This window comes from Pseudomonas chlororaphis subsp. aurantiaca, from assembly GCF_013466605.1.
GTDB classification, from domain to species: Bacteria; Pseudomonadota; Gammaproteobacteria; order Pseudomonadales; family Pseudomonadaceae; genus Aquipseudomonas; species Aquipseudomonas chlororaphis_I.
In genome coordinates, this window is the sequence record NZ_CP059162.1 from 3,444,330 (window position 1) to 3,463,600 (window position 19,271).

Below are 19,271 nucleotides of genomic sequence, written 5' to 3' on the forward strand. Positions count from 1 at the left end.
GCCTGCGGGCCAATGACCATAAGAGTGAGACATACACATGGGTGTATTCGATTACCGGAGTTTCAAGGGCGAGGCGGGCAAAGCGTTGTACGCCGATGCCCTGGCGTTGACGCTCTATGCCTACACGCCCACCGGGCAGCCGCTGGCGTCGGGCTGGACGGCGATTGGTGCCGGGCAACTGGGGTATCAGGGCAAGGTCGGGCCGCAGGGCACCTTCTTCGGCGAGCAGCCGGGCTTTACCAGCGCCGAAGTGGAAGTGCTGGGGCGTTATGACGAGGCCGGCAAGCTGCTGTCGATCGGCATCGCCTTTCGCGGCACCGGCGGGCTGGGCTTGAGCGATACCCTGGGCGATATCAAGAACAACCTGCTGGCGGCGATCGGGCCGGTGGGCTATGCGGCGAACTACAGCAAGAACGCCTTCGACAAGCTGTTCGCCAGCGTCGCCGAGTTCGCCAAGGCCCATGGCCTGAGCGGCCAGGATGTACTGGTCAGCGGCCACAGCCTGGGCGGCCTGGGGGTCAACAGCCTGGCCGAGCTGAGCAGCGAGCACTGGGGCGGTTTCTACGCCGACGCCCGCTATGTGGCGTTCGCCTCGCCGACCCAGAGCCCGGGGGACAAGGTGCTGAACATCGGCTACGAAAACGATCCGGTGTTCAGGGTGCTCGACGGCACTACCTTCAACGCCTCGTCCCTGGGCAGCCATGACCAGTACCAGGCGTCGGCGACCAACAACATCGTCAACTTCAACGAGCACTACGCGTCGACCCTGGAGAACCTGCTGCCGCAGAGCATCCTCAATCCGCTGTCGTGGAAGGCCCACGGTTCCGCGGGTTACGCCGATGGCTTGAATCGGGTAGTCGATTCGGCGTTCTACGACCTGACGAGCAAGGACTCGACCCTGATCGTCTCCACCTTGTCCGAGGCCAATCGGGGCAAGACCTGGGTCGAGGACCTCAACCGCAACGCCGAGCCGCACAAGGGCAGCACCTTTATCTTCGGCACCGAGGGTAACGACCTGCTCAAGGGCGGGCGCGGCAACGACTTCATCGAAGGCCGCGACGGCAACGACACCTTCCGCGACGAGGGTGGCTACAACATCCTGCTGGGCGGCAAGGGGCATAACGTCTTCGACCTGCAGCAGTCGCTGGGCAAGTTCAGCGTGGTCAACGATGGCGACGGCAGCCTGTACGTGCGCGATGCCTATGGCGGCATCAGCATGACCCGCGACATCGGCGCGCTGGTGAGCAAGGAGCCGGGTTTCGCCTGGGGCCTGTTCAGCAAGGACGTGACCCACAGCGTGACCGACCAGGGCCTGCTGGCCGGCAACCAGCTGACCCACTACAACCATTCGCTCAATGGCGATGCCTACGGCAATGCGCTGGTGGCCAGCGTCGATGGCGACTGGTTGTTCGGGCACGGAGGCGACGATGTGCTGCGCAGCGACAAGAGCGACGTGACCTTTGTCGGCGGCGCCGGCAACGATGTCATGTACTCCAGTGGCGGCGGGGCCAACACCTTCCTGTTCAGCGGCGCCTTCGGCTTCGACGCGATCCATGGCTACCAGGGCAGCGACAAGCTGGTGTTCATGGGCGTGGCGGGCGCGGGGCAGGGCTACGACTACACGCAGCACCTGTCACAGAACGGCCAGGACACCTTGCTCAGCGTCGGCGACTACGCCGTGACGCTGGTCGGGGTCGCGCCGGACAGCCTTTCCGCAGGGGGGATCGTCTTCGCCTAGATAAGAGCAGCAAAAGGCATTGCACTAAGGGCGGGGCGTCTGTTGAGGGCGTCCCGTCCGCGTGAGCTATCTCGAATAAAATTCAACAACAAAGAGAGGCAATACCATGGGTGTGTATGACTACAAAAACCTCGGCACAGAAGACTCAAAGGCGCTGTTTTCCGATGCGCTGGCGATCACGCTGTATTCCTACCACAACCTCGACAACGGCTTTTCCGCCGGTTATCAGCAGTATGGTTTCGGCCTCGGCTTGCCGGCGACCCTGGTGACGGCGCTGATCGGCAGCAGCGATTCGCAAGGGGTGATTCCGGGCGTGCCGTGGAACCCCGACTCGGAGAAGGCCGCGCTGGAGGCGGTGCAAAAGGCCGGCTGGACACCGATTGGCGCTTCCCAGCTGGGCTACGACGGCAAGACCGACTTCAGGGGCACCTACTACGGGGAAAAGGCCGGCTACACCACCGCCCAGGCCGAAGTGCTCGGCAAGTACGACGACCAGGGCCACCTGATTTCCATCGGCATTGCCTTTCGCGGCACCAGCGGCCCCCGTGAATCGGTGATCGGCGACTCCATCGGCGATGTGATCAACGACCTGATGGCGGCGCTCGGGCCCAAGGACTATGCCAAGAACTACGCCGGCGAAGCCTTCGGCAAGCTGCTCGCCGATGTCGCGGCCTTCGCCCAGGCCAACGGCCTGACGGGCAAGGACATCCTGGTCAGCGGCCATAGCCTCGGCGGCCTGGCGGTCAACAGCCTGGCGGATCTGAGTGGCGATCACTGGTCGGGGTTCTACCAGGATGCCAGCTACGTCGCCTACGCCTCGCCGACCCAGAGCGCGGGAGACAAGGTGTTGAACATCGGCTACGAAAACGACCCGGTGTTCCGCGCCCTCGACGGCTCTTCGTTCAACCTGGCGTCCCTCGGCGTGCACGACACGGCGCAGGAATCGGCGACCAACAACATCGTCAGCTTCAACGATCATTACGCCTCGGCGGCCTGGAACGTTCTGCCGTTTTCCATCCTGAATATTCCGACCTGGCTGTCGCACCTGCCCACCGGCTACGGCGACGGCATGACGCGGATCCTCGAGTCGAAGTTCTACGACCTGACGAGCAAGGACTCGACCATCATCGTCGCCAACCTGTCGGACCCGGCCCGGGCCACCACCTGGGTCCAGGACCTCAACCGCAATGCCGAGACCCACAAGGGCAGCACCTTCATCATCGGCACCGACAGCAACGACCTGATCCAGGGCGGCCAGGGCAACGACTACCTGGAAGGCCGCGCCGGCAACGACACCTTCCGCGACGCCGGCGGCTACAACATCCTGCTGGGCGGGCAGGGCAACAACACCCTGGACCTGCAGCAGTCGGTGAAGAACTTCAGCTTCGCCAACGACGGCGCCGGCACCCTGTATGTGCGCGATGCCAATGGCGGCATCAGCATCACCCGCGATATCGGTGCGATCGCCAGCAAGGAGCCGGGGTTCCTCTGGGGACTGTTGAAGGACGACGTGACCCACAGCGTCACCGACAAGGGCCTGCTGGCGGGGAGCAACCTGACCCAGTACGCCTCTTCGGTGAAGGGCGACGCAGCGGCCAATACCCTGACCGCCCACGCTGGCGGCGACTGGCTGTTCGGCCTGGACGGCGATGACCATCTGATCGGTGGCCAGGGTAACGATGTGCTGGTCGGTGGCGCGGGCAACGACCTGCTGCAGGCGGGTGGCGGCAGCAATACCTTCCTGTTCAGCGGCGACTTCGGCCAGGATCGCGTGCTGGGCTACCAGAGCAGCGACAAACTGGTGTTCCTCGGCGTCGAAGGCGTCGTCGCCAACGACGATTTCCGTGCCCATGCCAGCACCGTGGGCAACGATACCCTGCTGACCTTCGGCGGCGACTCGGTGACCCTGGTCGGGGTGAGCCTGGACAGCCTCGACGGCGCGAGTATCACCATCGCCTGAGGACTGACCGCGCGAGGTGGCGATTTTGCCTCGCGCGGTCACGGATTTTCCCTCGACAGCTCTTCTCGCCAAAGCAAGGGGATTCGCCCGAAGGGTGACCCGCTAGCCTGGAAATGACTCCAATACCTGCCCACCTGCGACGCGGCGCTCGATAGAGCATCGACTCAGCGCCAGGCGGGGCGATGGCGCGTGTGCGTTCCAGGGCCATTAAAGTCCGCAGGAGCCTGTGCGTTATCAAGGCAGGCGGCCGCTGCCCAGGTAGCGGCCGATGCTCATTCAACGGCAACAGTGAACAGCGGGAGAAACACAAGGTGAGTGATAACCAGAGGTATGGCATCGGTCTGGCGCTGGTCCTGATAGCAGGCAGCGTAATGGCCGAGGACTTGCCTCAGCAGTCGATCCTGAAGCGCTACGGCGTGACCCCGGACCAGCTACCGGCCGCTGCGCCGGCCACCGACAAGCAAGTAGAACCCGAGCCGAGCAGCCGCTTTCATATCGACGCGGAACGGCCTTGGGCGAGCGTGACGTTGGGGGAGGGTAAAAAGCCTGAAGCCACCGGCAATATCAGCATCGATAATGCGGCCGCCCGGGAATTCGAGCGTTGCCAGCGGGTGCGTGGAGAGCTGCAGAAGCGTGGGGAACAGCGATACATTTCCTGCGATAACAGCGTGCCGGGGCAGAATTCGGCACCCTGGTCGCCCTGAGGGCGACCAGGTTCGATCGGTCAGTCCTCTTGGCGGACGGTGGCGACATCGGCCGCCTTGATGCGGATCTTCTTACCGGCGATGTCTTCGAATTCGTAGAACCCGTCGGCGGTCTTGGCGTTAGGCATGTCCTTGGTCAGGTATTGCGTGCCGTTCTGCAGGGTCACCACGGTCGGCGAGGCGCAACCGCCCAGTGCCAGGAAGGTTACGATGGCCAACGGCAGGCCCAGGTATTTGACGTTCATAGACAAACCTCTCTTCATGAATCTCTGTGAGTCCACCCATGATTGGCGGCTCGCGACTATATGGCTATCCGCCCTTGGTGTGATTAACCGCAAGAAAGTTCTGCGGCCCCGTAAAAAAACCTGTAACGCCACTTATCCAATAGTGTTTGCCAGGGCAGGTCTGCAGCTGTTATCTGTATGCATAACCAGTATCCACCTCTTTGCGGCGCGCTTGTCCTGTGACTTCCAACCCTCTGGAAAACCCTCTTTATTACCTGCACAACTTCCAGCAGGTGCTGGCGTGGCTCGAGCTGCGCTACGCCGATGTGCTGTCACCTGAAGAGCGTAGCTTCATCGCCGATTTCTCGGCGTTGGCCCAGCCATCCCAGGCCCTGCTGGTGCGCATGATCATGCGCAAGGGCTGTCATTTTCGCATGTCCCGGCTGGTCTATGAAGAAATCGGTGATACCCGCGCGGCCGTCGCGCCGCTGGTGCGCCTGGGCTGGGTCGACGAACAGGCGCCGCTGACCCTGGAAGAGCTGTTCAACCTGTTGCAGAAGGCGGAAATCCTCCACGGTTTTCGCGCGGCGATCGAGCAGCCGAAGGCCCGCAAGTCGGACTGGCTGGCGGCGCTGGCGCCGCTGTTCGACGAACCCCGGAGCCTGGACCGATGGTGCCCGGGGCTGGAAGACGGGGTGTGCAGCCTGACGGTCATGGCGCTGTGCGACCGCTTGCGCCTGATGTTCTTCGGCAACCTGTATCAGGACTGGTCGGAGTTCGTGCTGGCCGACCTGGGCATCTTCACCTACGAGAAGGTCGAGTTCCGCGACGACGCCCGGGCCCTGCGCAGCCGCGTCGACGTCGAGGGTTTCGTGTACCTGGAGGACTGCCGGCAGCGCTTCGAAAGCGGCGCGGCGCTGGACGAGGTGCTGGCGAGCATCCAGGCGTTCGCCAGCGACAATCCCTGGTTGCAGCGGCGCCGGGCCAAGCTGCTGTTCCTGCTGGGCCAGCATTGTGAGCGGCTAGCACAATGGCCGCTGGCGGCCGCCATCTATCAGGCCTGCGCTTATCCCGGGGCGAGAGCGCGGCTGATCCGCGTCTTCGAGCGCAGCGGCGATTACCCGCAGGCGCTGGCCCTGGCCGAGGAGGCGGCACTGGCCCCGGACAACGCCGCGGAGCAGCAGCAACTGCTGCGGCTGCTGCCCAGGCTGCGACGCAAACTTGGCGGCCCGGCCACGCCGCGTGGCGGCACCCGGCCGACGCTGCGCCTGGACCTCAGCCTGCCGCGTGTCGATCCGGAGCTGTCGGTGGAATTCCATGTGCAGGCCCATCTCCACGAGGAGCAGGCGCCGGTGCACTACGTGGAGAACAGCCTGATCAATTCGCTGTTCGGGCTGCTCTGCTGGCCGGCGATTTTCGCGCCGCTGCCCGGGGCGTTTTTCCACCCGTTCCAGCGCGGGCCGGCGGACCTGTTGAGCGAAGACTTCCATAGCCGTCGCGCCGAGCTGTTCCAGGCCTGCCTGGCGGAGCTGGATGACGGGCGTTATGCGCAGACCATCCGCCAGCGCTACCTCGACAAGTGGGGCGTGCAATCGCCCTTCGTGTTCTGGGGCGCCCTCAGCGAAGAGCTGCTGGAGCAGGCCCTGGCCTGCCTGCCGGCCGAGCACCTCAAGCACTGGTTCGACCGCCTGCTGCAGGACATCAAGGCCAACCGCGCCGGCATGCCGGACCTGATCCAGTTCTGGCCGCAGCAGAAAACCTACCGGATGATCGAGGTCAAGGGCCCTGGCGACCGCCTGCTGGACAACCAGCTGCGCTGGCTGGAGTTCTGCCAGCAGCACCAGATGCCGGTGGCGGTCTGCTACGTGCAATGGGCGGAGCAGGGCGCGTGAACTACCGCATCGCGGTACGGGCGCTGTGCGAATTCACCGCCAAGGTTGGCGACCTCGACCTGCGCTTCACGCCGTCGCCCACCGCGCTGGAAGGCATCCAGGGCCACCGCACGGTGGCGGCGCGGCGCAGCGCGAACTACCGGCGCGAGGTGTCCCTCGAAGGCAGCTTCGGCGCGTTGACGGTCAAGGGCAGGGCGGACGGCTACGACCCGGACGCCAACCTGCTGGAAGAGATCAAGACCTACCGCGGCGACCTGGAGCGCATGCCGGCCAACCATCGCCAGCTGCATTGGGCCCAGGCGAAGATCTATGGCTGGCTGCTGTGCCAGCAATTGCAACTGAGCAGCATCCGCTTGGCGTTGGTGTACTTCGACATTCTCAGCGAGCGTGAGACGTCGCTGGTGGAAGAGCACGAGGCCCAGGCCCTGGAGCAGTTCTTCAACCAGCAATGCAGCCAGTTCCTGCAATGGGCCGAACAGGAACTGGCCCACAGGCACGCTCGCGACCAGGCCATGGCGGCGCTGAGTTTCCCCCATCCCGACTTCCGTCCGGGGCAGCGCAGCCTGGCCGAGTCGGTGTACAAGGCGGTGAGCACCGGGCGCTGCCTGATGGCCCAGGCGCCGACCGGGATCGGCAAGACCCTGGGCACGGTGTTTCCCATGCTCAAGGCGATGCCGGGGCAGCAGTTGGACAAGCTGTTCTTCCTCACCGCCAAGACCCCCGGACGCAAACTGGCGCTGGACGCCGCCGAGGTGCTGTTCGAACGCCGCCCCGGGCTGCCGTTGCGGGTGCTGGAACTGGTGGCCCGGGACAAGGCCTGCGAGCACCCGGAGCTGGCCTGTCATGGCGAGTCCTGCCCGTTGGCCAAGGGTTTCTACGACCGTCTGCCGGCGGCGCGGCAGGCGGCGAGCCAGCTATCGCTGCTGGACCAGCAGGCGGTACGCGAGATCGCCCTGGAGCACGGGCTGTGCCCGTATTACCTGAGCCAGGAAATGGCCCGCTGGAGCGATCTGCTGGTGGCGGACTACAACTACTACTTCGATTTCAGCGCCTTGCTGTTCGGCCTGGCGCAGGCCAACCAATGGAAGGTCGCCGCGCTGGTGGACGAAGCCCATAACCTGGTGGAGCGCGGGCGCTCGATGTACAGCGCCAGCCTCGACCAGTACCAGTTGAACGCCGTGCGCCAGGTCGCCCCGGAACCGCTGAAGAAATCGCTGCAACGGCTCAACCGCGAATGGAATGCCCTGCACAAGGAGCAGTCGCGGCCGTACCAGGCCTATGACCAGGCGCCGGCCTCGCTGCTCAAGGCGTTGTCGCTGTGTATCTCGGCGATCGGCGATTACCTCAACGACCGCCCGCAAGGGCTGGACAGTCGGCTGCAAGGGTTCTATTTCGATGCCCTGCAATTCGCCCGGGTGGCCGAACTGTTCGACGAGCAGTTCCTGTTCGATATCAGCAAGCGTGAGCTCAATGCTCGGCGCAGCCTGTCCGAGCTGTACCTGCGCAACGTGGTGCCGGCGGGCTTCCTGGCGCCGCGGCTGAGTGCGGCGCGCAGTACGGTGCTGTTCTCGGCGACGCTCAATCCCTGGCATTACTACCGCGACCTGCTGGGACTGCCGGAAACCACGGTGTGGGTGGATGTCGAGTCGCCGTTCAGTGCCGCGCAGCTGGATGTGCACATCGTCAGCCGGATCTCCACGCGCTTCGCCCATCGCCAGGCGTCCCTGGCGCCCATCGTCGAGCTGATCGCCGGTCAGTTCCGCCGGCGCCCCGGCAATTACCTGGCGTTCTTCAGCAGCTTCGATTACTTGCAGCAGGTGGCCAGCCTGCTGGCCCAACGGCACCCGGATATTCCTCTGTGGCAACAGTCGCGCGGGATGGATGAGGGGCAACGCCAGGCGTTTCTCGAGCGCTTCGACGCCGATGGCCAGGGAGTGGGTTTCGCCGTGCTGGGCGGGGCATTCGGCGAGGGCATCGACCTGCCGGGCTCGCGCTTGATCGGCGCCTTTATCGCCACCCTCGGCCTGGCCCAGCTGAACCCGGTGAACGAGCAACTGAAACAACGCATGGCGGCGATTTTTGGCGCCGGTTACGACTACACCTACCTGTACCCCGGCCTGCAGAAGGTGGTGCAGGCTGCGGGCCGGGTGATTCGCAGCCAGCAGGACCGTGGCGTGGTGATGCTGATCGACGACCGGTTCGCCGAGCCCAGGGTCCGGCAATTGCTGCCGGGCTGGTGGTCGCTCGACGCCCCGACCGGTGAGGTGCTTCAGGGCGCCGGGTAGGCGGCGTCGCGGATCTCCCGGGTAAAGGCCCCCGACATGCCCTCGAAGGCGGTGTTGGTCAGCGCCACCACGGTCAGCCTGGCCTGGGGGTCGACAAACCAACTGTGGCCGTAGGCGCCGCCCCATTGCAGGGTGCCCCTGGATTGCGGGGTACCGGCCAGGTCCGGATCGTCCAGCACCGCCCAGCCGTAGCCGAAGCCCCAGCCCGGCCCCTGGGTCTGGGCCTGGGCGCCGACCTGGTCGGTCATCATCGCCTGCACGCTGCGGGCGGAAAGCAGCAGGCCGCCACCCTGGCGCAAGGTGTCGAGAAAACGCGCCACATCCATGGCGGTACCGGCCATGCCGGCGCCACCGGAGGGATAGGACCGCGGGTCGAAGATCCGCTGTAGGGAGAACCGCGTGGTGCTTTCGCCGACCCTGATCGCCGCCTCGTCCCGCATCCGGCTCGGCCGCGGACGATCATCGCGGTACACCGCGCCGAGGCGGGCAGGGTCCTTGACCGAGAACGCGGTGTCGTTCATTGCCAAAGGCTTGGTGACCAACTCCTCGGTCAGGGCCGGCAGGCTTTTGCCGCTGGCCTTTTCCAGCACGGCGCCCAGCACGTCGATGGCCATGGAATAGCGCCACTGCGTGCCCGGCGGATAACTCAAGGGCACGCTGGCAATGCGTTTGAGGTTGTCTTCCAGGCTCATGCCCGGTTCGGCCAGGCCATCCGACACCCCCGCCGTGCGATATGCCCCGTGCTCGGCCTCGAGAAAGCCGTAGCTCAGGCCGGCGGTGTGGGTCAGCAACTGCTTGAGGGTGATTGGCGGTCGGGTGCCATCGGCCAGCCTTGGGCGGAAGTCCGGCAGCCATTGGCTGACCCTATCGTCCAGGGACAGCGTGCCCTGTTCCACCAGGCGCATGGCGACTGCGGACACCATGGGCTTGGTGACGGACGCCAGGCGCAGGATGGTGTCGCCGGTCATGGGCCGGGCTGCTTCCCGGTCGGCGAAACCGGCGGCGCGCTGGTACACCACCTGGCCATCGCGCATCACCACCACCACGGTGCCGACGATCCGCTGTTCGCCGATGGCCCGTTCGATGGCCGTGTCCATGCGCCTGCCGAGTTCCTCGTCCGGCATGGCGGCGCTGGCCAGCGAAGCGCCGAGGGTGGCGACCAGGGCAAGCAGGCCTTTACTGGTTCGATCCATGGGAGGGAGCCTCTATAATCACAATGTTCGTTATGTTTAACCGGCATTCGTTCTAATTTCAATAGTGATCACTATGATAAATAACCCTGCTGCCGTGGTGCGCCGTCGTGGACGGCCGATTGCCTTTGATCGCGACCAGGTCCTGGCCCTTGCGGCCGAGGTGTTCTGGCGCCTGGGTTATGAAGGCGCCTCGATGCCGGAGTTGTCGGCGGCCATGGGCATCACGGTGCAAAGCCTGTATGCCGCGTTCAGGTCCAAGGCCGAGCTTTACCAGCAGGCGCTGGTGCATTACCAGCGCAGCACCGGGGCCTTTGCCGAGCGGGCACTGCGCGAGGAGGCGGACGTGGTGGACGGTTTTCTGCGCCTGCTACGCGAGGCGGCTCATGAGTACAGCCTGCCTGGCCGACCACGGGGCTGCATGATCTCCACCGCGACCCTGACCTGCGCGGTGGAAAACGATGCTCTTCGTGAGTTTGTGAGCACTTTGCGGGCCAACACCCTCAAGGCCTTTGAAACGCATATCGAGCAGGGCATCGCCAACGGGCAACTGCGCGCCGATACCCAGGCCGCGGCGCTGGCCCGGTATATCGGGGCGATCATTCAAGGCATGTCGGTACAGGCCCAGGATGGCGCGGATTGCGCAGCGTTGCTGGCGATCGGCGAGTTGGCGGGACGGGAAATACAGCGGGCCAGGGCCTGACGGGATGCCCGCCACTGAGTGAACCTCAGCGGCTGCCGAGGCCTGTGCCGTCCTGTGAGACGCGGATGAACCGGCGCAGGGTTTCACCTGGCCCTGTGCGGAACTCGGTGGGCCTGGGCTGGCCCTCGTCCGCGGCGATGAAGACGAACTCATCGCCTTCCAGTCGATAGCTGGCCGGCAAGTGCTTGCCGGTGTCGGCGCCCATGGAATCGACCCAGGTAATGGACTTCGGCGTGGTCCGGGTATCGAGGGTAAAACTACCCGCGAGCAACAACTCACCCTCAAGCGTCACGACGCGGAACCCTTGCCCCTGGATCAGGGTAAGGGCTCCCGGGGCGCCATGTTCGTCAGGTGGGTTGCTGACCCCGTTGTCCTCGTACTCCACCTGTTCCCAGGCACCTTGAAGCTGTTGCAGATCGAACGGGGCGTCGCAGGTCATCGTCGTCCGGGCCTTCTGTCTTTGCTGGGTGAAAGGGACGGGGTCAGTTGAAGATGTTGCGACCGATGCAGTACGTCAGCAGGTCCTGGTCGCTCTCGACTTCCAGCTTGCGCATGGCGGAGATTTTCTGCGCGCTGATGGTCTTCGAACTGCGGTTCTGGCTTCGGGCAATGTCACTGACGCTCTTGCCGGAAACGAACAGCCGCAAGATTTCAAACTCCTTGGGCGAGAGCATGGAAATCCGGTCGTCGATGCTTGCATTGGACTCGATGACCGAGCTCGGCGCAGGTTCGATACTCTGATAGGAACCTCTTTCGACGATGGTCTTGAGCGCCACTTGGATTTCATTGTGCAGCTGGCTTTTCTGGATCACCCCGACCACCCCCAGCTCATGCAGGCGCGTGAGGACCAACTGGTTGGAGATCATGGTCAGGATCAGTACCTGCAGGCGCGGGAAGTGGCGCTTTAGGTACTCGACCAGCTTGAGGCCGTCGCCGTAGGGAGAATCCCCGGGCATGTTGTAATCGGTAATGACGATATCGACCGGTTGTTGCTCGAGGATTTCGATCAAGCCCTGTGAACTGATGGCTTCGCCGACTATTTCAAAGTTGCTTTCTCGTTCCATCAACTCGCGAACGCCGAGCAGAACAATCGGGTGATCGTCGGCGATGACTACTTTAAATTTTTCCATGACTAGCCACTCGTAATACGCCGGTTGGTAAGGAGAAAGAGTAAGGGATTGAGTTCATCAAATCTTGTCGCGTCTCATTCAAGTGCATTAAGAATATCCGTCAAGCTTTGTATCAGGCTTTTCACCTCAAGGGTCACGGAAGAAGTCATCGCGCTTTGCAGTATCCGGGATTCCAGTTCGGCGCAGTTTTTCGCCAGCGTGCTCAACTGCACGGCACCCAACGCGCCGGCGGCGCTGTGCAGCCGCTCGGCGAGCCGCTTGGCATCCTGGGCGTCGAGGGCGTCGGTCACGCTCTGGACATCCTGACGCATGGTGGTAATGAACAGCTCACGCATTTTCGGGGACAGCTCGATCATGGTGTCGCCGGTCGCGGGGGGAGGCGTTGCATCGATCATCGGTTGCGGTTCCTGGGCAGGCGCGTTCGCGCAGAGATTCGACAGGTAGTGGTGCAGCGTCTGCAGGCTCAAGGGTTTGACCAGCCAGGCATTCATGCCCACAGCCATGCAGCGGGCGCCTTCTTCGCGCATGGCATTGGCCGTGACCCCGACGATCGGAATTTCCCGGTCGCGCTCACGCAGGGCCCGGGTCAGTTCATAACCGTTGAGCAGCGGCATGTTCACATCGGTCAGCACCAGGTCGAACACCTGCGGCTGCCAGAGCTGCAAGGCTTCTTCGCCATTGGAGGCGGCGGTCACCGTGCAGCCCAGGGCTTCGAGTTGCTCCTTGATGATCGCCTGATTGATCGCGTTGTCCTCGGCCACCAGGATATGCAGGCCGAGCCTGTTGCTCAGGTCGCATTCCGGCGCGGCGGGCGCAATGGTTTTCCCATGCAGGGTCAGGGAGACGGCTCTGGCAATGGCTCGCACATCATGGGCATCCACGCTGCTGCCTGGCTTTGGCTGTGCCGACGGGTGCTCGCCGCTGACGCACAGGACCCGGGGGCCGGCCCAGGCGGGCAGGCTGTCGGAGGGCAGAACATCGACCAGCAGGTTGGCCTGGCGCGACTCTTCGACAAAGGCCGGCAATGGCTTGGCGACCACGCCGAGGCGATTCAGCCAGTCGCAGGTGCTCTGCGTCAGCTCCACGGCGGGAGCCCGCACATACACCGCCTGGGTGGTTGGCAGGATGTCTGCGCAGCCTTCCAGCGAGCCCGGCATGACCTTCAGCCCCAGCCGCAGCGAGAAGCTGCTGCCCAGGCCGGGCTCGCTGACCACGCGTATCTGGCCGTCCATCATTTCCGTCAACCAGCGGCATATCGCCAGGCCGAGCCCGGCACCGGCCTCGCTGGAAGCATCGCGTACCTGGTAGAAGGTATCGAACAGCCGTTCCTGTTGCGCCGGCGAAATGCCGATGCCGGAGTCGGTGACCTGCCATTCCAGGCTGGCCTGGCCATCCACGGATTCCAGGACCCTGACCCGTAGCACGACACGCCCGGTGTCGGTGAACTTGATGGCATTGCTGAGCAGGTTGTTGAGGATCTGCCGGATCCGCACCGGGTCGCCCAGCAACTGGTCGGGCAACGCCGCATCGACACAGGTGTACAGCAGCAAGCCCTTGTTTTCGGCGAAGACGCTGTAGGCATGCAGCGTGTCCTCGATCATCTGCAACGGGCAGAACGCCTGGGACTCGATCGGCATCTGCCCGGACTCGATCTTGGAAATGTCCAGGACATCGCTGATCAATTGGAACAGGGTGCTCGAGGAGCGCTGGATGGTTTGCAGGTGTTCGCGCTGCCGCGCATCCAGGCGCGTCAGCCCGAGCAGTTCCAGGCTGCCCAGCACGCCGTAGAGCGGGGTGCGTATTTCGTGGCTCATGGTGGCGAGGAACAGCGTCTTGGCTTCGCTCGCCGCATCGGCGGAGCGTCGCGCCTGTTCCAGCATGACCGCGCCCTCGATGTGGCTGGTCACGTCGTGGAAGGCACAGAGCACGGCATCCTCGCCCTGGTAACGGGTGGGCACGAACCCTACCTGCAGGTGGGTACCGTCAATGTCCAGCCGGGTCTCGCCGGCGACGGACAGGTCCTGCCAGCTCTCCAGGACCATCCGCAGTTTTGTGCTGCCTTGCCACTGCTGGGCTTTGCGGTTCTCCAGCAGGACCTTGAAGTCCGAGCGACGCACCACACACAGGCCGGTGGGCGCGCTATCGATCACGGCCCGGCTGAAGGCCTCGCTTTCGGCAGTACGTTGATAAGCCTCGTAGACCGGTTTGACGATACGCGACTGATACCGGCGACTGACCAGCCAGCCACAGCCAATGCCGCTGATCAGCAGGGCCAGCAAGACCGGCAAGGGCCATAGCGTGTAGTTGAAGTAGCTCTTGAAACCGATGGTGTAGAGGGCGGTCCAGGGCTCGGCGGAGTTGCTCGAGACTTTGAAGACCATGCCGTCGCCGGTGATGTTCAGCCCGTCCTGCAACACGTCACCCGGTTGCAGCGAACCGCTCAGCACCTTTCCGGAGGGGGCGATCAGGGTGACATGGTCATAGGTCGACCACGGCATGAGGCGCTTGATGTCATTGACCAGGTCCATGCTCAACAGCGACGCAATACCGACCTGGTTGCCAGCGTCCTGGATGCCTGACCCTTGCGGCCCGAGATGGGCGTTGACATAGGCCAGTAGCCGGACGGGGGCCACATTGGCCTGATGCGGGACTAGGGGCTCCCAATCGACCACGCCATCGGCCCGTGCCGAATCGTTCGCCAGCAGCAGCTTGAGTGTTTGCAGGAGGAGTGCCTTGTTGGGGGTGTCGTTTTTCCAGAGCGGGTCTCGTGAATGCCCGGCTGCCGGAATGCCGATATTGAAGCTGTCCTTGACATCGAACAGAAAAAACGGCGGTGACTGGTAATGGGAAGTGGACCAGAAGGCACTGTAGTAGTCGGTCAGGTGTTCTCCCAGCTCGGACAGCCTGGCCAAGGTATCAGGCTCGACGCTCTGGTGATTGACCGACAGGCTGAAGGGCGTGGAAAAGGCGAACTCCTGGCCCAGGTAGTTGTGCGGTCCCTCTTCGAGCAAGGCGCTTTTCAGGTACGAACCCGAGTCGTTGGAGCGCAAGGGGACCTGGGTGCCTTGTACGGCCACGCCGCGGAGGAAGTCTTCATGTTCGCGGATGTCTTCCATCATCCGCGCAAAGTGCGCCTTGAACCTGTCGTGTTGTTCTTCTAGCAGTTTGTGCGACGACCAGTAACTGATGGCGATCAACAGCAGGGTCAAGCCGAGAAAAATCAACAATCCCTTGTTCAGGCGAGTCGAGTATTGTTTCAGATTCTCGAGAAGCGTGTCCTGATGGTTCATCACTGGTATCCAAGAAAGCATAAAAAAGTCGAAGCCTTGAGGATTTTACCTTTAAACAACGACTTGTCAGTGATGTGGGGCATGTAATCCTGAAGGGGGGATGTCCTCGGTTCAATAACTGGCGGCCGGACCGTCGTTCACCAGCAGCTGTTGAAACTGCTCGGAGGGGACTGCGCGAGAGATCAGGAACCCCTGCACCTGGCTACAGTCGATCTTGCGCAACAGCGCCAACTCCTCGGCGCTTTCCACGCCTTCGGCGACCACGGTCAGGCCCAGTTGGCGACCCAGGGCAATGATGCTGGTCAGGGCCTTGGTCAGTTCTTCGCTGGCATGGCATCCCTGGACCAGGGCGCGATCGATCTTCAGTTCGGTGAACGGGGTGGAAACCAGGTTCATGTACGAGCTGTAGCCCTTGCCGAAGTCGTCCTGGGACAGGCCGAAGCCCTTGATGCGCAAGCGGCAGGCACCGGCATAGAAGTTACTGATGTCCTGGGGCACCGAACATTCCATGAGTTCGAAACAGATCTGCCCCGGTACGCCCTGATGTTCCATGACAAAGTCGAACAGGCGGTCCGCCAGGTCGTGGCTGTTGAGCAGATGGGTCGGCAGGTTGATCGACACCGGAATGTCGTAGTCGTGTTGGCGCCAGCGGGCCTGGGCCTGGATCGCCTGGCGCAGGACCAGCCACAGCAGCTCCTCCTCGAGATCGAAGGACTTGAGGGCGGGCAGGAAGGTGTCGGGGAGCAGCAGCATGCCCTGTGTCGGATGCATCCAGCGGACCAGGGCTTCGGCGGCGACGATGCGGCCGTTGAACAGCGATTTCTTGGGTTGGAACCAGGCCTCGAACTGCTCTTCCTGGATGGCCTGGGCCAGCGCGGCCCGACTGAGCATGGAGGTCGGCAAGGGGCGCGGCGAGCTCGGTTGCGAAATGCTCAGCTGGGTGGTCAGGGTCTGCAGGGCAGCGAGGTTCACCGGTTTCGAAATCAGGCCGATGACTTTCACCCCGAGGTTCTTGGCAACCAGGCTGGCACTCATCAGCATGCGCCGCGAAGCCGAGCTCATGATTGCCAGCGCCGGCTTGGAGTGTAGGGCCGCCAGTCCCTGGATGAACTGCACGCCATCCATTCCCGGCATCAACAGGTCGGTGAGCACCAGGTCGAACTTGCGCCATTTCAAGCGTTCCAGCGCCTCTTCGCCATCCCTTGCGCCTTCCAGGTAATAGGGGCCCAGCTCACCGAACAGATGCTGCAGGTACATGTGCTGGAAGGGATGGTCTTCAACGATCAATATGCTACAGGGCTTCATTCTTCGCTCTTTCATAGGGCGCTAGGTAATTGAACAGGGCGCGTAATGCAAAAGGTTTGACCAGGCAATGGTTCATTCCGGCCGCCAGACATTGCTCTTCTTCTCCACGCATCGCGTTGGCCGTGGCACCGATGATCGGGACCGTACAGCCACGGCGTCGTAACTCCTTGGCCAGTTCATAGCCATTCATCACGGGCATGTTGACGTCAGTGAGGACCAGGTCGAACCGCTCGGGGTTCCACATCGACAGGGCTTCCTCGCCGTTCGACGCGAGCTCCACGCTGCAGCCCAGCTCTTCGAGCTGATCCCTGAGGATCAACTGGTTGATGACGTTGTCTTCGGCCACCAGCACGTTCAGGTCCAGTTGTTTCAACGTCCAGTGTTCGTTGTGGTTCTCGGCCTTGGCCACCCACAGCCCCTGGGCCTGGCTGACCGCTTGGTGAAAGGAGCGCAGGTGGTTCAGGTTCACGTGCCAGCACCCGCTACGAACCTGCGGTTCGTTGTTGCCGGTCCCGGTTGCGAGGATCAGCGGACCGGACCAGTCCGGTTGCAGGCGTTGTTCCAGTTCGCCGGGGTGGACCTCGACCAGCAGGCAATCGCTGGTCGGGGCGATCTTCGAGGGATGGCACAGCTGGACCCGGGCTCCCCACTGGCGCAGCCAGCCGCCGATGGACTCCGCCAGCTCCCGCACGCTGGACATCACATAGATGGTTTCCGGCAGCAACTGCGTGGCGGGCAGGGTGACCGGCCCATCGATCGCGGCTTCCAGGGGCAGGGTGAGGGAGAAGCTGCTGCCCAGCCCCAGTTCGCTGACCATGCGCAGGCTGCCGTTCATCAATTGCGTGAGGCGCTGGCAGATAGGCAGGCCCAGGCCGGTGCCCGCCACCACGTTGGTATTGCCGCCGGTTTGATAGAAGGGTTCGAAGATCAGCGGCTGATGATCCTGGGCAATGCCTTTGCCGGTGTCGGAAACCTGCCACAGGATGCTGGAGCGCTCGCCATCGCGGCTCAGCAGGTTGACCCGCAGCACGATGCGCCCCAGGTCGGTGAACTTCACTGCGTTGTTGAGCAGGTTGCTGAGGATCTGCCGGATGCGGGTGACGTCGCCGATCAGTCGCTCGGGGATTTGCGGGTCCACGCAGGAATAGAGCAGCAGGCCCTTGTTCGATGCGGCGGCGGAATAGCCCTGGATCAGCTCGTGGACCAGGTCCAGCGGCGAGAACTCGTTCAGCTCCAGGGCCAGTTGCCCGGCTTCGATCTTGGACACGTCCAGCACATCGCAGATCAACTGCAACAGGGTCGAGGAAGAACACTCGATGGCGCGCAGGTAGTCGCGCTGCTGGGTATCCAGCCGGGTGCGCGCGAGCAGCTCAAGGGTGCCCAGCACGCCATACAGCGGCGTGCGTATTTCATGGCTCATGGTGGCGAGGAACAGGGTCTTGGCTTCGTTGGCCGCGTCGGCCATCTGCCGGGCTTCTTCCAACGCGGCTTCCACCTGCTTGCGCGCGCTGATGTCGCTGAAGGCGCAGAACAACACGTCTTCGCCCTTGTAGCGGGTGGGCGCGGAGCTCAGGTAGAGGTGGCGCCCGTCGGCGGTCTCGAAGTAGTCGAAGCGGTTCGGTTCGTGGCTCTTGAAGGCTTGCTGGATCCAGCCGGCGCAGAGTATTTCCCGTTCGATGCCGTCGCCCAGCCACTGCTGCGCCAGGGTGTTTTCCAGGACCACCTGGCCATCGGTACGCCGCAGCACGCACAAGGCCACGGGCGCGGTCTGGATCACGTCGCGGCTGAACAGCTCGCTCTCGACCAGCGCCTGGATACGGCTCAGCGCGGGAGTGATGAAGCGGTGCTCGATGCGGCGGGTCAGCAGGCAGATCAGGCTGATGCTGAACAGGCAGAACACCAGGGCGCCGGCCAGCTGGGGCCAGAGCGCGATCAGCAGGGACTGCAGGCTGAAGGAGTAGACCAGTTGCCAGTCGGAGGTCATCAGTTGCTTGCGGATCACCAGGTGATCGGGCCACCAGCGGCTGCCGACGAAACCGAAGAAGTTGGTGCCTTGCAGTTGCTGCAGGGCCTGCCCCAGGCGCCCGGCCGGGGTGTTGGTGAACAGCAGCGCGCCTTCGGAGTTGAACATCATGAACTCGCCGGCGCTCTGGTCGCTGAGGGCCTTGAGCACTTCCCGCCCATCCATTTCCAGGCCCAGCCAGCCGGAGTCATTGGTGCGCTCGTCGAGCCGGGTGAAAATGTACAGCTGCGAAGTCTGCGTGGACGGGTCGGTGAGCCACAGCTCGTTGGTGTCCGGATGCTCCCCGTGGTTGAGCGCCTCAAGCTTGGAGAGGATGGTCTTGGGCAGGTTGGGGGAGGTGGGGTTGCTGCTGTAGAGGCGCATGACCCGGGCCTCGGGACCGGGGCTCACATACAGCAGGTTGACCTGCTTGGCCTTGAAGTATTCGCGCATGCGCACACTTAGCCAGATGCTCCACGGGTCATCGAGGTCGCCCAGTTGCAGGTGCAGTTCTTCGGTGGAGGGCAGGTACACCAGGGCCTGGGCCTGCTTGGAGCGGCGTACCGCGGACAGGCTGAGGCTTTCCAGCAAGGCCTCGCGGCTGGTGAAGAAGGTCTGGGCTTCGGCGATGGCACTGCTCATGTAGCCGCGGCGCCGGGAAATGTCGTTGCTGAGGGTGGAGTTGAGGAAGTTGTAGACGGCGCCGAGGATACCAACCAAAAGAATGAGCGCGAAAAGGCGCAGCAACCTGCTGGCGGCTTCAGGACTGGAAAATACGGGACTGATCTGATGGAGGTAGGTCTTTAATCTCATTGACCCACTCTAAATAAACCCTCCTTAATCCGGGA

General features: G+C 63.4%; 13 protein-coding genes. 6 read left to right on the plus strand and 7 right to left on the minus strand.

All coding sequences use genetic code 11. The features are described from left to right. Positions 1-37 precede the first annotated feature (37 nt). The 3 genes from H0I86_RS15730 to H0I86_RS15740 all read left to right on the plus strand — a co-directional run bounded on the left by H0I86_RS15730 (position 38) and on the right by H0I86_RS15740 (position 4,402). The gene (locus H0I86_RS15730) at positions 38-1,738 is read left to right on the plus strand and encodes a polyurethane esterase (protein ID WP_180925747.1); all 1,701 of its coding nucleotides are present in this window, start codon (positions 38-40) and stop codon (positions 1,736-1,738) included. A gap of 106 nt (positions 1,739-1,844) precedes the next feature. Continuing rightward, positions 1,845-3,698, plus strand: coding sequence for a polyurethane esterase (locus H0I86_RS15735; protein ID WP_180925748.1), 1,854 nt, complete (start codon positions 1,845-1,847; stop codon positions 3,696-3,698). Between the two features lie 311 nt (positions 3,699-4,009). Then, positions 4,010-4,402, plus strand: coding sequence for a hypothetical protein (locus tag H0I86_RS15740; RefSeq protein ID WP_180925749.1), 393 nt, complete (start codon positions 4,010-4,012; stop codon positions 4,400-4,402). A 20-nt stretch (positions 4,403-4,422) separates the two neighbouring features. Here H0I86_RS15740 and H0I86_RS15745 read toward each other — a convergent pair whose 3' ends face one another. Beyond that, positions 4,423-4,647 (minus strand): YgdI/YgdR family lipoprotein, encoded by a 225-nt coding sequence (locus H0I86_RS15745; protein ID WP_180925750.1) that lies wholly within the window; start codon positions 4,645-4,647, stop codon positions 4,423-4,425. A 218-nt stretch (positions 4,648-4,865) separates the two neighbouring features. Here H0I86_RS15745 and H0I86_RS15750 point away from each other — a divergent pair, with 218 nt between their 5' ends. Together H0I86_RS15750 and H0I86_RS15755 are read left to right on the plus strand one after the other, a co-directional pair. Further along, complete coding sequence (locus H0I86_RS15750; protein ID WP_180925751.1) at positions 4,866-6,518, plus strand: VRR-NUC domain-containing protein; 1,653 nt, start codon at positions 4,866-4,868, stop codon at positions 6,516-6,518. Continuing rightward, complete coding sequence (locus tag H0I86_RS15755) at positions 6,515-8,803, plus strand: ATP-dependent DNA helicase (RefSeq protein WP_180925752.1); 2,289 nt, start codon at positions 6,515-6,517, stop codon at positions 8,801-8,803. Before H0I86_RS15750 ends, H0I86_RS15755 begins: the two co-directional genes overlap by 4 nt. Here H0I86_RS15755 and H0I86_RS15760 read toward each other — a convergent pair. Beyond that, positions 8,788-9,996, minus strand: a complete 1,209-nt coding sequence (locus H0I86_RS15760; protein ID WP_180925753.1) for a serine hydrolase domain-containing protein — start codon at positions 9,994-9,996, stop codon at positions 8,788-8,790. The two genes, H0I86_RS15755 and H0I86_RS15760, sit on opposite strands and share 16 nt — an antisense overlap. A gap of 73 nt (positions 9,997-10,069) precedes the next feature. On the opposite strand from H0I86_RS15760, the gene H0I86_RS15765 reads away from it, so the two are divergent. Beyond that, positions 10,070-10,696, plus strand: a complete 627-nt coding sequence (locus H0I86_RS15765) for a TetR/AcrR family transcriptional regulator (RefSeq protein ID WP_180925754.1) — start codon at positions 10,070-10,072, stop codon at positions 10,694-10,696. Between the two features lie 25 nt (positions 10,697-10,721). On the opposite strand, the gene H0I86_RS15770 is transcribed toward H0I86_RS15765, so the two are convergent. From H0I86_RS15770 to H0I86_RS15790, 5 genes are all read right to left on the minus strand, one after another. Continuing rightward, a complete protein-coding gene (locus H0I86_RS15770) occupies positions 10,722-11,135 on the minus strand; it encodes a TIGR03067 domain-containing protein (RefSeq protein WP_180925755.1) in 414 nt (137 codons plus the stop codon). Positions 11,136-11,178: 43 nt separating this feature from the next. After that, positions 11,179-11,826, minus strand: coding sequence for a response regulator (locus H0I86_RS15775; RefSeq protein WP_180925756.1), 648 nt, complete (start codon positions 11,824-11,826; stop codon positions 11,179-11,181). Positions 11,827-11,900: 74 nt separating this feature from the next. Further along, a complete protein-coding gene (locus H0I86_RS15780) occupies positions 11,901-15,116 on the minus strand; it encodes a hybrid sensor histidine kinase/response regulator (protein WP_180925757.1) in 3,216 nt (1,071 codons plus the stop codon). A 111-nt stretch (positions 15,117-15,227) separates the two neighbouring features. Further along, the gene (pvrR, locus tag H0I86_RS15785; RefSeq protein ID WP_506551579.1) at positions 15,228-16,436 is read right to left on the minus strand and encodes a response regulator cyclic di-GMP phosphodiesterase PvrR; all 1,209 of its coding nucleotides are present in this window, start codon (positions 16,434-16,436) and stop codon (positions 15,228-15,230) included. Continuing rightward, the gene (locus tag H0I86_RS15790; RefSeq protein ID WP_180925759.1) at positions 16,408-19,236 is read right to left on the minus strand and encodes a response regulator; all 2,829 of its coding nucleotides are present in this window, start codon (positions 19,234-19,236) and stop codon (positions 16,408-16,410) included. Before H0I86_RS15790 ends, pvrR begins: the two co-directional genes overlap by 29 nt. Positions 19,237-19,271 lie beyond the last annotated feature (35 nt).

What these genes read in the sequence shown, in the direction of transcription:
- H0I86_RS15730 (WP_180925747.1), top strand. Translation starts at nt 38, where the DNA reads ATGGGTGTATTCGATTACCGGAGTTTCAAGGGCGAGGCGGGCAAAGCG.
- H0I86_RS15735 (WP_180925748.1), top strand. Translation starts at nt 1,845, where the DNA reads ATGGGTGTGTATGACTACAAAAACCTCGGCACAGAAGACTCAAAGGCG.
- H0I86_RS15745 (WP_180925750.1), bottom strand. Translation starts at nt 4,647, where the DNA reads ATGAACGTCAAATACCTGGGCCTGCCGTTGGCCATCGTAACCTTCCTG.
- H0I86_RS15760 (WP_180925753.1), bottom strand. Translation starts at nt 9,996, where the DNA reads ATGGATCGAACCAGTAAAGGCCTGCTTGCCCTGGTCGCCACCCTCGGC.
- H0I86_RS15765 (WP_180925754.1), top strand. Translation starts at nt 10,070, where the DNA reads ATGATAAATAACCCTGCTGCCGTGGTGCGCCGTCGTGGACGGCCGATT.
- H0I86_RS15770 (WP_180925755.1), bottom strand. Translation starts at nt 11,135, where the DNA reads ATGACCTGCGACGCCCCGTTCGATCTGCAACAGCTTCAAGGTGCCTGG.
- H0I86_RS15775 (WP_180925756.1), bottom strand. Translation starts at nt 11,826, where the DNA reads ATGGAAAAATTTAAAGTAGTCATCGCCGACGATCACCCGATTGTTCTG.
- H0I86_RS15780 (WP_180925757.1), bottom strand. Translation starts at nt 15,116, where the DNA reads ATGAACCATCAGGACACGCTTCTCGAGAATCTGAAACAATACTCGACT.
- pvrR (WP_506551579.1), bottom strand. Translation starts at nt 16,436, where the DNA reads ATGAAAGAGCGAAGAATGAAGCCCTGTAGCATATTGATCGTTGAAGAC.
- H0I86_RS15790 (WP_180925759.1), bottom strand. Translation starts at nt 19,236, where the DNA reads ATGAGATTAAAGACCTACCTCCATCAGATCAGTCCCGTATTTTCCAGT.